Below are 11,984 nucleotides of genomic sequence, written 5' to 3'. Positions count from 1 at the left end.
AAGACCTGAAAAACCTGAAAAAGGGTAAGAAAGAAAGGAAACGGGGAAACGAAAACAGTTCATTTCCCCGTCCGGGGAGTTATCCCTTTACTTGAGGGAACGAACCTGCGGATTTAGGTTTACTGCGGAGCCTGCAGCCTCATGCCTTCCGGAAAGCAGTTTTTTTGCGTGTTCGAGTGCTTCCGGAAGCCCGGAATCTCCGGAGAGCATCCTGGCGATTTCCGCGGCCCGCTCATCTTCGTCAAGCCTGACGGCTTCCACCGATTCTCCGTTTTTTCTTACCATGTAGTGATGTTCCGCCAGTGACGCAATTGTCGCCTCGTGGGTGACAAGGATGACCTGGCATCTGCGGGAGAGATCCCGGAGCTTGTAGCCGGCGAGGACGGCAGCCCTGCCGCCGAGTCCCGCCTCCACTTCATCGAAAACCAGGGTCGGAGGAAGGGATGCTTCGGGAAGAGAAAGCTGAAGGGCAAGAAGGATCCGGCTCAGTTCTCCTCCTGACGCCGTTCTGTTCACCGGGGTCTCTCCTCTGCCCCCTGCGGCGAGGGTAAAGGAAACATCGTCAGCTCCTGTGCTCCTGATTTTTTCCAGTCCGGAAAGCCGGACGGAGAACCGGCAATCCTCCATGGCAAGGCCGGCGAGATGGAGGTTGACCTCCCTTTCCAGTTTCGCGGCCGCTTCGGAGCGGAGAGCCCGCAATTCGGCCGCAAGGCGGGCCGCCTCCTTCCGGAGCGCCCTGCCCTTTTCTGTGAGCTCGGAAGAAAGCCGTTCCTGTTCACGCATCCACTCTGAAGCGGTTTTCGCCTCTTCGCACCAATTCAGGAATTCTTCCGCAGTGGCAGTTCCCGTCGCTCTTTTTAGCTTCCTCAGGATTCCTGCTCTTTTCTCGAGGAGGTCCCTTTCTCTTTCCATTTCTTCGACAGACTGGCCCGCCGTCATATTCGACGCTTCCCTGACGAAAACCTGGAGCCGTTCCAGCCCTTCGTTGAACAGCTTCCCGAGCCGGCCTTCATCGTCTTCGATGGTGCGGAGCAGATCCAGGCCGCTTGACTCCAGCAGGTCGAGAAGCCCCTGTCCTGCTGTTCCCCCCGTTATTCTCAGAAGGTTTTCCTTTATCCTTTTCAGGGTCTCGAGCCGGAGGGAAAGGTTCTGAACCTGCGATTCCCATGCCCCTTCGCACCCCGGAACCAGTTTCAGAGCCTTTGCCGCAGTAAGGATCGCCTCGCCATCCTGGAAGCGGGTCTTCACTTCCTGCTCCCGTGCCTTCGCAGCCCGCAGGGACCGGTCACATTCCAGCGCACCTGTAAAGGTACGGGACAAGGCTTCTTTGAGAGCCGAAACTTCGTCTCCTCCGCAGAAGTCGAGAATTTCCATCTGCCGTTTCGGATCGAGCAGCTCGATCTGGGCGAACTGGCTCTGGATGCGCATCTCTTCGTTCATGACCGAAGAAAAGGTTGAAAGAGGGACTGCCCTGTCCTGAAAGAACGTACGGTTTCTTCCGCTTCTGGAAAAAGTCCTTCTGGCGAAGAGGACGGAGCCGTCTTCCTCTTCCGTGAAGGCTCCGCCGGCCCGCTCGCCGGAAACTCCCGCCAGCACCGCCTCGACGGATCCTTCTTCCTCGCCGGAACGAAGGAAAGCCGACTGGCTCCTTTTGCCGCCGAGAAGCTCCAGGGCACGGACGAGGCTGCTCTTCCCCGCTCCGCTTTCACCGGTGATCACCGTCAGCCCCCGGTCAAACCTGAGGGTTGCCGAAGCCACTCCGCCGACATTTCGTATGGTGACTTCCTCGATCATCGGGGGGTCACTCCTTTTCGAAGGTGACGATTCCCCTTCCCCACTGGAGTTTCTCCTGGAGAAGATCGAAGTAGTTCCTCGTGGGCAGGGTGATCACGCTGACGGCCTTTTCGCCGTTCAGGGAGATGAGTATACTGTCTCCGGGAAGGATTTCGTACCCCAGCTGCCCGTCCTGGGTGAGAAGCAGATCCCTGTGGTTTCCCTTCGGGGTAAGGGTAATGACGTCGTTCTCACCGGCGAGCACCGGACGGGTATAGAGGGTGTGGGCGCAGATGGGAACGATGATCATGCAGGGAATGTGGGGAGGAACAATCGGTCCTCCGGCTGAAAGGGCATATGCGGTGGATCCCGTGGGAGTGGAAACGATGATGCCGTCCGCGGGCAGCGTGTTGAGCACTTTGTCGCCGAGACTCACCTCGATGTGCATCACCCTGGCCATGGCTCCCTTGGCGAGGACAAGGTCGTTCAGGGCGAAAAGGCTGTGGATGTTTTTTCCGTCCCTGCGGATTTTTCCCTCGAGAACCCGGTGGGAGGACAGGGAATACTCTCCCCGCAGGATAGCTTCAAGGTCCTTTTCCGCTTCCTCGGCCTTCCCCGAGGCAAGGAAGCCGAGATGCCCCAGGTTGATGCCGTAGAGGGAGATGGATGCACCGAGAACATATCTCGCCGCCCGGAGGAATGTTCCGTCGCCCCCGATGACGACGGCTATTGAAACGGCCCTTCTCCACTCTTCGTCGTCTACTCCCTGTATCCCCAGGACCGAAGCCTCGTGGGGGGGGAAAAGAAAGGAAACTCCCGACGCCTTCCCCCATTCGATGAGAGACCTGGCCATTGCGAGCGCTCCCGGTTTTCGCGTATTGACGAGCATTCCGATGCGGGGATCCGCCATTGCCTATCCTTCCTTCCGGAAAAAGTGATGGGCTTCTTCCACTGTTTCTTCCGGAGACAGCGGTCTGCATGATCCTCCGGCCCTGACCCCGTGGAGAAGATACTCTATATTTCCCATGGGACCGGTAATGGGAGAAAAGGTCAGCCCCGCCGGATAAAAATCGCCGCTCTCCTCGCAGAAGGCGAGGATATCCTTCAGGACCGCCACGTGGTCCTCCTTCGATCGGACAACTCCCCCTTTTCCGACCCGGCCTTTCCCGACCTCGAACTGGGGTTTCACCAGCAGAATTGCCTGCCCTCCCGGGGAGAGTATCAGCCGGATCGGGGGGATCAGGAGCTTCAGGGAAATAAAGGATGCGTCAGCGACGACGAGGTCGGGGATCTCCCGGAAATTCTCCGGGGTGAGCGCCCTGGCGTTGGTCCTTTCCATGACCACGACTCTTTCGTCATTCCGCAGGGACCAGGCGAGCTGACCATAGCCTACGTCCACCGCGTAGACCTTCCGGGCCCCTCCTTCGAGAAGAACCTGGGTAAATCCCCCGGTGGAGGCCCCGATGTCAACGCAGACCAAATCCGCAGGCGAAACGGAAAACGAAGAGAGTCCCCTGAGAAGTTTGTGCGCTCCCCTGCTGACCCATTTTTCCCCGTCGTCCCGGACTTCGATAGAGGCGTCCGCCGGAACCAGGGAGCCTGTCTTGTCCACCCTGGAACCGCCGACAAAGACTTTGCCGGCCAGAAGAAGGGCCTGGGCTTTCGATCTCGTCTCAACGAGTCCCTTAGATACGAGCAGCCTGTCGATACGCTCTTTTTTGGAACTCGACAAAACGATTCACCACTTTCCCCGGTGTGAGGCCGCAATATTCCTCCTGTTCCCTGATTGTTCCCTGGGGAACGAATATATCGGGTACCCCCGTCACTGAAACGACGGCTGTATTTCTCTCCCCCATACCCCTGGCCAATGCCGCGATGGCCTCCCCGGCGCCCCCGGCGGAATATCCGTCCTCCGCCACGACAACGAAAGAGTGGGATGCCAGGATTTTCTGAAGATCATGTTCGGGCAGGGGTTTCAGGCATCTCAGGTCAACTACTCCAGGAAGGGGAGAAATTCCCCGGGACCGTGCCGTTTCCCTCGCCCTGAGCATAAGCTCCACCGTCTTTCCGTATCCGATGAGAGCCCATTCGCTTCCCGTCTCGAGTATTTCAGGCTTCAGCATGTCCGGGGCAGGAGGCGTTACCAGGGAGTTCCCTTTTTTCAGGCAGGGAACGGCCGTACCCCTGGGGAAGCGTATCATCACGGGCCCCTCATGTTTGCCCGCGAAGAGGAAGAGGCTGCGCAGCGCTTCCTCGTCCCGGGGAGCAGTCATGACAAGGTTGGGGACAGGCCTGGACCAGGGGATGTCGAAAAGTCCCTGGTGGGTCTCGCCGTCCTCGCCGACAAGGCCTGCCCTGTCCACGGCAAAGGTGACGGGGAGATTCTGCATGCAGACGTCATGCACCACCTGGTCCATGGCCCGCTGGAGGAAGGTGGAATAGACGAAAACCACCGGCTTCAGCCCCCCCGCGGCCATTCCCGCCGCCATGGTCACCATGTGGCCTTCGGCTATTCCGACATCGAAAAATCTGTCAGGAAACCGGGAGGCGAACTCGTCAAGCCTGCTCCCGCATTTCATGGCCGCCGTAAGACAGACGATCCTGCTGTCCTTTTCCGCCATGCCGAGGACGATGCCGGCAGCAATTTCGCTCCAGGATTTTCGCCCGGTTTCGCACGGTTCTTTCGGCCGGGCGGGAGAAACCCCGTGGAAAGCGGTGGGATCCTTCTCCGCCTCCTCAGAGCCCTTTCCCTTGACGGTCACCACGTGGAGAAGCACCGGCCGGTCGTATTTTTTCGCCAGCTCGAAGACGTTCTCAAGTTCTTCCGTATTGTGGCCGTCGAAGGGGCCCCAATAGTTGATGTCCATCTCGTCGAAAATGTTGACGGGCTTGACGATGGTCTTGATATGGTCCTTCATCTTGCCCAGGACATTCTCAAGAGCCTGCCCCCGGGGAAGGGAGGCACAGGAGTCCTTGATGGCCTTCTTGAGCCAGTTATAGGCCGAACTGGAACTCAGGCGGGCCAGGTGGGTGGCCATGCCGCCCACCCTTGGACTGATGGACATGGTATTGTCGTTGAGGACATAAATCACTTTTGTCCGGGATTCCCTGGTATAGTTCAGCGCCTCGAAGGCGAGACCGTTGAGCAGGGAAGCGTCGCCGATGACGGCCACCACATGGTGCTTCTTCCCGAGGACATCTCTCGCTTTGGCAAATCCCAGGGCGGCTGAGAGAGACGTGCTGCTGTGCCCGGCGTCAAAATGGTCGAAGGAGCTTTCCCTCCTTCTCGGGAAACCGCTGACCCCTCCCCACTGCCTGAGAGTATCAAACCGGTCGAGCCTCCCGGTGAGAAGCTTGTAGGCGTAGGCCTGGTGCCCCACGTCGAAGAGAATGCGGTCTTCCGCCGGGTCAAAGGAACGCAGAAGGGAGAGGATGAGTTCAACCGCCCCCAGGGAGGACGCAAGGTGCCCCCCGTTTTTCAGCACAACGGAAGTAATCCGCTCCCGCAGTTCGCCGGCAAGAGCGCTGATGTCCTCCCTGGAAAGATCCCTGAGTTCCGTATAGTCCTTCAGTATTTCAAGAATCGCCATGTCACTTCGTCCGTTCGCAAAGGTAGTCCGAGAGATCGGAGAAAAAAGCCGTGTCGCCCCGGACGCCTTCAAGGGCTTCCGAAGCAAGCCTGCTCTCCCGGGCCGCAAGTTCCCGGGCTTTCTGCAGGCCGTATGCGGCGACAAAGGTCCGCTTGTTTTGCGACTCGTCCTTTCCCGGAGTTTTCCCCAGCTCTTCCGCCGTGGATGTGACGTCGAGGATATCATCCACTATCTGGAAGGCGGAGCCGAGATGGTCTCCGAAAGCGCCCAGGGCCTCCAGGGAATCCCCGTCAGCTCCCGCAAGGACCGCTCCAGAAAGAATGGACGCCCGAAGAAGGACGGCGGTCTTCTGCCTGGTCACCTTCCAGGGGAAATCCGGGGAATCGTCCATGCTCTGCGGGTCAATATCGAGAACCTGCCCGCCGCAGATGCCCTCCGGGCCGAGGGCGTTCGCCAGGACGTGCATGGACCTGCAGATCCTGTCGGAGGGGAGTCCCATGCCGGGAAGAACGGAAAGAGGGTGCTCGAAAGCCCAGGCCATGAGGGCGTCCCCCGCGAGGATGGCGAGAGCGTCGCCGAAAAGCACATGATTGGTGGGCTTTCCTCTCCTGAGAGTATCATCGTCCATAGCGGGAAGGTCATCGTGAATCAGCGAAGCTGTATGGATCATTTCCAGAGCGAGAGCGAGAGGAACCGTCTTCTCCCTTTCGAGCCCGAAAACCTCACCGGCCTTTATGCAGAGGACCGGCCTCAGCCGCTTTCCTCCCGCCCTGAGAGAATAGGCCATGGAGTCCATGAGTCTCGGGGGGACTAGGGCGACCGGGCGTGAACACAGATCCTCCAGGCTTTTTTCAATAAAATCCCTGGCCCGGTCAAACTGAAGCTTAAAATCCCCTTTGCTCATTCCCCGTCCCCCTCCTTCACCGCCCCGTCGGGAAAGAGTACTTCCTTCCCTTCGGAGGAAAGAAGAGCGACCTTCTGTTTTGCCTCCCTGAGATAGGCCTGGCACTCCCTGATCCGTGCCACTCCCTTTTCGAAAAGCGCCAAAGCTTCTTCAAGGGGAAGGGCTTCCTTTTCAAGCCGTCCGACGATGGTCTCGATCTCGGCCATTTTTTCGCTGAATTTCATATGCTCGCTCCTCCCTGAAGGATAATCGAAAACGGGCTGAAAAACCCGGTTGAGAACGGACACCATTATACAGCCGCAAAAAGGAAGGGAGGCCCTTTCATTCCGTCTTTTGCGGAGCCCGCTTTGGTGCCGTTTACAGTATATCGTTCATTGGAGAAAAGAAAAAGTCACCTTCCGCCCCGGGGCCCCGGGGGAAGACCCAGAGGCTGCGGCCCTGTTCTTTCGGGATTCCGTACTGTTTTTCACCGTTTCTTTGTTTCTTCCCGTTATTTCTTTCTTTTTCCTGCAGAAAAGCATTTGCTCCCTGCTCCCCTCTGTGCTAGAATTCTTCCGTTTGGTCGAATCCTAATCGAAATATATCGCAACAAGGGGGCGAAATCATGGCCAGAGTATGTGAATGCTGCGGAAGAGGCCCTGCAACGGGGAACGCCGTAAGCCATTCCAACCGCCACACCCGCAGACGGTGGCTCATCAATCTTCGGAGTGTGAAAGCAGACGTCGGCGGCGGCGAGTCTCTCAGGATGAGGATCTGCACACGATGCCTCAAAGCCGGAAGAGTGAAGCGGGCTGTCTGATCAGCCCGCTTTTTCTCCTGAACCGAGGTAAACGCCCAGAATCCCTTCCCTTACGGAGATTCTGGGCTTTTCTTTATCCACAAGCCGGTTGCTTACGGCAAAAGGCCTTCCCGGAAGGAGCCCGGCGTTTTTCAGCTCCCACTTCGCTCCTTTCAGGAACACTCCCCCGCATTCCCCTCCGAGAGGCAGAAGGGAAAGGACGGAATAACTTCCGGCCGTGACATCCAGCTCCCATTCCTCCCCGCCGTACACCAGGAAGAGAACCTCCAGGTGATCAGCAAAAGCAAGGACCCTGACTCCCCTCTCAGCCGCCCAGAGAGCAGAATGGACGGCGGACCAGAGATGATCGAATCTCCCGCCCCAGCAGCCGGAAACGACAACCTCCCGCCTCCCTTCCCCGGCTGCACGGAAGAAGGCGAGCTGGAGATCCGTAAAATCCTTGTCAGCGGGGTAAGACTCGACTGCCGTTGTGCCTCCGGAGGCGACCTGCTCCCAGAGGGCAGGCGGCGTGCTGTCCCCGTCCCCGAGAAGCCTCGAAGGCGTAAAGCCCGCCTTCATGCAGGGAACAAGCCCCGAATCGGCGCACCAGAGCTCCTTTCCTGGCAGGAGATCCCGCAGCCACGGCAGCGAAGGCTCCCTTCCCCCGGCGACTATGACCAGGGGTTCTCCGGGCCCGCCGTCAGAGAAGGACGCCCGGACGCCCGGAAGAACGATCTCCCCCACGTCAGTCACCCTGGCCGGAGGCAGACCGGAGCATTTCCCTTGCCCTCTCGTCATCCACGAGAATTTCTCTCGGCTTTGACCCCTCCGGGGGACCCACTATGCCGATCTGCTCCATGGTGTCGATGAGCCGTGCGGCCCTGGTGAACCCGACCCGCAGCTGACGCTGCAGCCTGCTCGCGGAAGCGATACCCGTGTCCAGGACGATGTCCACAGCCTCCTCGAGCAGGGGGTCGTCAGCGTAGGACGTGTCGCCTCCGGAAGGGGCATCCCCCCCCTGGTCCTCGATATCCACGTATTCGGGCTCCCCGAAAACGTTCCTGAGGTAGTTGATTATCTCGATGCTCTTTCCGTCATCGATGTACGGCGACTGAACCCTGAGAGGCCTCGGATATCTCGAACTGACGAACAGCATGTCTCCCTTCCCGAGGAGCCTCTCGGCACCGGAAATATCAATGATGGTCCGGGAGTCGGTCTGGGATGGCAGGGTAAAGGCCACTCTCGCGGGAACATTCGCCTTGATGAGTCCGGTGATGACATTCACCGAAGGACGCTGGGTGGCAAGGATAAGGTGAATCCCCGTCGCCCTGGCCATCTGGGCAAGCCTGCAGATGTAGTCCTCCACTTCCTTCTGGGCTGTGAACATGAGGTCAGCAAGTTCGTCCACCACAATCACGATGTAGGGGAGCTGCGCTTTCGGCAGGACGCACTGGTTGTAGGATTTCAGGTTTCTCACCCTGGCCCGGGCGAAGATCTCGTACCGGTGCTCCATCTCCCTGACCGCCCATGCAAGGGCCTGAACCGCCTTTTTGGGTGAGACCACCGGTTTGGCCAGTACATGGGGGAGATTTTCGTACATGCTCATTTCCACTCTCTTAGGGTCGATCAGGATAAGCCGGAGCTCTTCCGGGGAGCGGTATGAACAGAGCCCGGTGATGCAGCTCGTCACGAAGACGCTTTTTCCCGAACCCGTCGTTCCTGCCACAAGAAGATGAGGAAGATCCTCGAGACCCACCACGAGGGGGCGGGAATCCACCCTCACTCCCATGGGAAGGGGCAGGTCATACTCGTTGTCCTGGAATATCTGGGATTCCAGGATTGTGCGGATGGAAATTCCGCGCCTCTTCGGGTTGGGTATCTCCACTCCCACGTAGGGTTTTCCCGGTATGGGCGCTTCAATCCGCAGAGAGGGAACGGTCAGGGCCACCGCCAGGTCGTTGCTCAGTCCGGCCACCTTGCTGACTTTTATTCCGGGAGCAAGCTGCATCTGGAACTGGATGACCGTGGGGCCGATGACCACGTCGGCCATCTCGGCACTCACGCCGAAATCGGCGAGGGTCGCGATAATGGAAGACGCCTGCTCCTGTACCGTTTCATTGGACTCCCGGGAATCAAGAAGCTGCTTCGGCCCGAAGATGTCCAGGGGAGGTGGGAAAGCCGCCCCCCTCACTTTTTTCTCCGTTCCCTCCAGCTCGTTGAACTTGATCTCCGGAAGGGCATGGGGGTCCTTTCCCTCTTCTTCTTCTTCCGGCTCTTCTTCATAGGCCGGCCTTCCTTCACCGGCAGCATAAGGCTCGGGGAGGTTTCCGGCGGCAGGTTCGGAGAAGGATGCCTCCGCCTCACGGCCCTGCTTTCGCAGAAAGAAATCATCGTCGTCGCCGGCGAGATCTTCATTCTCTTTCCGCTCTTCCCGAACCGGAGGGTCTGCTTCTTCTGCCGCGCCGGCCACGGGCAAAGGATTTCCCCCGGGTTCCTCTTCTGCCTCAGGCTCTTCCCGCCCGACCTGAGAGGCGAATGACCAGGGCCTGGAAGGGCGTTTTTCTTCGGGAAGCACCCCGGGGACAGGGGCTTCCTCAGCCGGAACGGGTGAGGACTGCGGGGCATCGTCCTCGGGAAAGGGCATGCGCTTCCATTTTTCGCTCGAAATAGTCTTCACCAGCAGGGAAATCTTCCGGATCACCGCCGCCGGCTGGAAAAATCCGTAGAGACTCGCCGAAAGAACGAGGATCGCGGCGCCAAGAAGCAGGGTGCCCAGCGACCCGATGTTGCGGGTGAAGAAAATGGCGAGGCCGTCGCCAAGGTATCCAGGAGACAGAACGGTCACTCCCTGGAATACCGCAGCCATCCTGAAGAGTCCGAAGAGGAGGGCCGAGCAGAAAAACAGGAGGGCCGTACCCAGGAACTGACGGATAATACCCTTTGCTCCCGTCTTCAGGAGGTAGGAAACGCAGAGGTATCCCCCGAAAAGAACGGGGATGATGACCGCTCCTCCCCAGTTTCTCAGCAGGGAAAAGCGGATCTGCTCTCCCCAGGCTCCCGTCCGGAGTGAAAAAATCGATGCGAGCACATAGAGCAGAAAAGCGAGAACGAGAAAGGCAAACACTTCGACCCAGAGGGAAAGGATGCCTCCGCCGCTTCTTTTTCTTTTTCCCCTGGACGATCTGCGCTCGCCGGCTGCATCTTTATTACGGAAAAAACTCATATCAGGCTCCCGAGCCCCCTATCACCATGCTTTGGAGCAGCAGGGAAGGCTGGCCGTCGGAAACAGGAACGCTCTGTCCCGATTTTCCGCACATCCCCGGCAAAAAGTGGAGATCGTTCCCCACCGCCTCGATCTGGAAGAGAACGTCCGGACCGTTGCCCGTGAGAACGGCCCCGCGGACGGGATGGACTATCCGTCCGTCCCGTACAAGATATCCTTCGGTGACATGAAAAACAAAATCGCCTGAGGTGGGATCCACTTCTCCTCCCCCCATCTTCCGCACGAAAAGGCCCTTTTTCATGCCCCTGAGCATCTCCTCCGGAGAAGTTTCGCCGGGCTCGATATACGTGTTCGTCATTCGGGGCTGGGGAATGGAACGGAAAGAGCTCCTCCTGCCGTTGCCCGTCAGGGGAAGCCCGTCCTTCCGGGCCGATGTCCTGTCGGTGAGGTAGCTTTTCAGTACGCCTTTTTCTATGAGAACGTTCCGTCGGCAGGGTGTTCCCTCGTCGTCGCAGGCACCGCTTCCCAGAAGCCCGGGAAGCGAACCGTCATCAACAAGGGTCACCAGGGGGCTCGCCGCAGCCTGCCCGATTTTGCCCCTGTAGACAGAAAAGTCCTTCTGTATGATATCCGCTTCAAGGCCATGTCCGCAGGCTTCATGCACCATGGTCCCTCCCGCCTCGCCGGAGAGGAGGACAGGCATGGCCCCCGCAGGGCATTCAGGCGCGTCAAGCATGAGCAGCGCCCGTGCCAGGGCACTTTCTGCAACTTTCAGGGGGGAAATCTTCCGGAAAAAATCTGTGCTCCCCAGGGAAAGGGCCTCTGATTCGTAGCCTGTCTGCAGCACTCCTCCCTTCTCCACCACCACTTCCACGCTGAAGAGGGTGTACTGTCTCCTGTCTCCCGCGAAGATATCCTCGCTGTTGAACACGGCAAAACTCCTGCATGCCGTCTCAAGATGCATGGAAACCTGCTTCACCCACATGGAACCGCTTCTGATCCTTCCGTCCACATCCCTGAAAAAGGAGATGTCCGGCGGAGCCGGCGTTCTTTCCACACCGATCACCCGGACATCGATTCCGCCGAAGGGAGGCAGAACGAGACCGTTGTTCGCGGCAGACCTTTCAAGGCACGAAAATCCCAGGGCAGTGCCTACACCCGGTGCATGGACGTGGGAGGTGGATTCTCCCCTGACCACCCTGGCGCCTGTCCCCTCTGAACTTGAAGAGGAAATTTCCTCGAAGGCCCCTTCCTCGTACACGAAGGAATGGGACGATGATGTCTCAAAATAAAGATCCGCGAAATCCGCACCTTCTGCAAGGAGGGACTTCAGAGCTTTTCCCAGCCTGGCGTTGACACTCATATCAAATCGAATTCCTCCGGGTAGTCTTCTGTTTTTGCCCAATCGAACGAACAGGGCTCCTCCTCCCGAAGAAGCTCCAGGCTCATCCCTTCTGATTTCAGGGCATTAATCAATTCTAACACGTCCTGCCGCTTCTCCGAAGGGAAGAAAAGGGAGACAACGCCCTGTGCGCCGTTCCCGTCCGAATTCTCCCGGCAGGATTCTTTTTCTCCGCCTCTTTTCCCGTTTTCCGTTGTAACGAATCCGAGGCCGTCGTATTCGGAAACGGTCCAGCTGAAAAGCACGATGGAATCCCTGGGAAGGACGAGCAGCATCCGTCCCATGTCCGGAGCAATGTCCTTTCTCCCGGGAGA

The 11,984-nt window shown here is 58.6% G+C and carries 11 protein-coding genes; 1 reads left to right on the top strand and 10 read right to left on the bottom strand.

Going from position 1 to position 11,984, the window contains the following annotated elements:
- Positions 1 to 87 precede the first annotated feature (87 nt).
- Genes C8D99_RS13290 through xseB form a run of 6 tightly spaced genes read right to left on the bottom strand, consistent with a single transcriptional unit; the run spans position 88 to position 6,491 of the window.
- On the bottom strand, positions 88 to 1,794 hold the full coding sequence (locus C8D99_RS13290; RefSeq protein WP_133958989.1) for an AAA family ATPase: 1,707 nt from the start codon (positions 1,792 to 1,794) through the stop codon (positions 88 to 90).
- 7 nt (positions 1,795 to 1,801) lie between these two features.
- Positions 1,802 to 2,683 (bottom strand): NAD(+)/NADH kinase, encoded by an 882-nt coding sequence (locus tag C8D99_RS13285; RefSeq protein WP_133958988.1) that lies wholly within the window; start codon positions 2,681 to 2,683, stop codon positions 1,802 to 1,804.
- A 3-nt stretch (positions 2,684 to 2,686) separates the two neighbouring features.
- Entirely contained in the window at positions 2,687 to 3,505 is an 819-nt protein-coding gene (locus C8D99_RS13280; RefSeq protein WP_243833948.1) for a TlyA family RNA methyltransferase, read from the bottom strand.
- Complete coding sequence (dxs, locus tag C8D99_RS13275) at positions 3,459 to 5,363, bottom strand: 1-deoxy-D-xylulose-5-phosphate synthase (protein WP_133958987.1); 1,905 nt, start codon at positions 5,361 to 5,363, stop codon at positions 3,459 to 3,461. The genes C8D99_RS13280 and dxs overlap by 47 nt, the downstream gene beginning before the upstream one ends.
- Before the next feature lies 1 nt (position 5,364).
- Complete coding sequence (locus tag C8D99_RS13270; protein ID WP_133958986.1) at positions 5,365 to 6,267, bottom strand: polyprenyl synthetase family protein; 903 nt, start codon at positions 6,265 to 6,267, stop codon at positions 5,365 to 5,367.
- Positions 6,264 to 6,491, bottom strand: coding sequence for an exodeoxyribonuclease VII small subunit (gene xseB / locus C8D99_RS13265; RefSeq protein WP_133958985.1), 228 nt, complete (start codon positions 6,489 to 6,491; stop codon positions 6,264 to 6,266). The genes C8D99_RS13270 and xseB overlap by 4 nt, the downstream gene beginning before the upstream one ends.
- Positions 6,492 to 6,871: 380 nt before the next feature.
- Here xseB and rpmB point away from each other — a divergent pair, with 380 nt between their 5' ends.
- Complete coding sequence (gene rpmB, locus C8D99_RS13260; protein WP_133958984.1) at positions 6,872 to 7,066, top strand: 50S ribosomal protein L28; 195 nt, start codon at positions 6,872 to 6,874, stop codon at positions 7,064 to 7,066.
- On the opposite strand, the gene C8D99_RS13255 is transcribed toward rpmB, so the two are convergent.
- Genes C8D99_RS13255 through C8D99_RS13240 form a run of 4 tightly spaced genes read right to left on the bottom strand, consistent with a single transcriptional unit; the run spans position 7,067 to position 11,954 of the window.
- Entirely contained in the window at positions 7,067 to 7,798 is a 732-nt protein-coding gene (locus tag C8D99_RS13255) for a thiamine diphosphokinase (RefSeq protein ID WP_208321193.1), read from the bottom strand.
- Positions 7,791 to 10,268 (bottom strand): FtsK/SpoIIIE family DNA translocase, encoded by a 2,478-nt coding sequence (locus C8D99_RS13250; protein WP_133958982.1) that lies wholly within the window; start codon positions 10,266 to 10,268, stop codon positions 7,791 to 7,793. Before C8D99_RS13250 ends, C8D99_RS13255 begins: the two co-directional genes overlap by 8 nt.
- Before the next feature lies 1 nt (position 10,269).
- Positions 10,270 to 11,631 (bottom strand): TldD/PmbA family protein, encoded by a 1,362-nt coding sequence (locus C8D99_RS13245; RefSeq protein ID WP_133958981.1) that lies wholly within the window; start codon positions 11,629 to 11,631, stop codon positions 10,270 to 10,272.
- Positions 11,628 to 11,954: a hypothetical protein gene (locus C8D99_RS13240; protein ID WP_208321192.1), complete on the bottom strand. Its 327-nt coding sequence runs from the start codon at positions 11,952 to 11,954 to the stop codon at positions 11,628 to 11,630. The genes C8D99_RS13245 and C8D99_RS13240 overlap by 4 nt, the downstream gene beginning before the upstream one ends.
- Between the last annotated feature and the right edge of the window lie 30 nt (positions 11,955 to 11,984).

Origin of the sequence: Aminivibrio pyruvatiphilus (assembly GCF_004366815.1) — a bacterium.
In the GTDB taxonomy this organism is placed as follows: Bacteria; Synergistota; Synergistia; order Synergistales; family Aminobacteriaceae; genus Aminivibrio; species Aminivibrio pyruvatiphilus.
The sequence above is the reverse complement of the archived record's forward strand: the minus strand, read 5'-3'. Positions and strand labels throughout refer to the sequence as shown.

Coding starts and splice junctions, on each gene's coding strand:
- C8D99_RS13290 (WP_133958989.1), bottom strand. CDS start 1,794: ATGATCGAGGAAGTCACCATACGAAATGTCGGCGGAGTGGCTTCGGCA.
- C8D99_RS13285 (WP_133958988.1), bottom strand. CDS start 2,683: ATGGCGGATCCCCGCATCGGAATGCTCGTCAATACGCGAAAACCGGGA.
- dxs (WP_133958987.1), bottom strand. CDS start 5,363: ATGGCGATTCTTGAAATACTGAAGGACTATACGGAACTCAGGGATCTT.
- C8D99_RS13270 (WP_133958986.1), bottom strand. CDS start 6,267: ATGAGCAAAGGGGATTTTAAGCTTCAGTTTGACCGGGCCAGGGATTTT.
- xseB (WP_133958985.1), bottom strand. CDS start 6,491: ATGAAATTCAGCGAAAAAATGGCCGAGATCGAGACCATCGTCGGACGG.
- rpmB (WP_133958984.1), top strand. CDS start 6,872: ATGGCCAGAGTATGTGAATGCTGCGGAAGAGGCCCTGCAACGGGGAAC.
- C8D99_RS13250 (WP_133958982.1), bottom strand. CDS start 10,268: ATGAGTTTTTTCCGTAATAAAGATGCAGCCGGCGAGCGCAGATCGTCC.
- C8D99_RS13245 (WP_133958981.1), bottom strand. CDS start 11,631: ATGAGTGTCAACGCCAGGCTGGGAAAAGCTCTGAAGTCCCTCCTTGCA.
- C8D99_RS13240 (WP_208321192.1), bottom strand. CDS start 11,954: ATGGGACGGATGCTGCTCGTCCTTCCCAGGGATTCCATCGTGCTTTTC.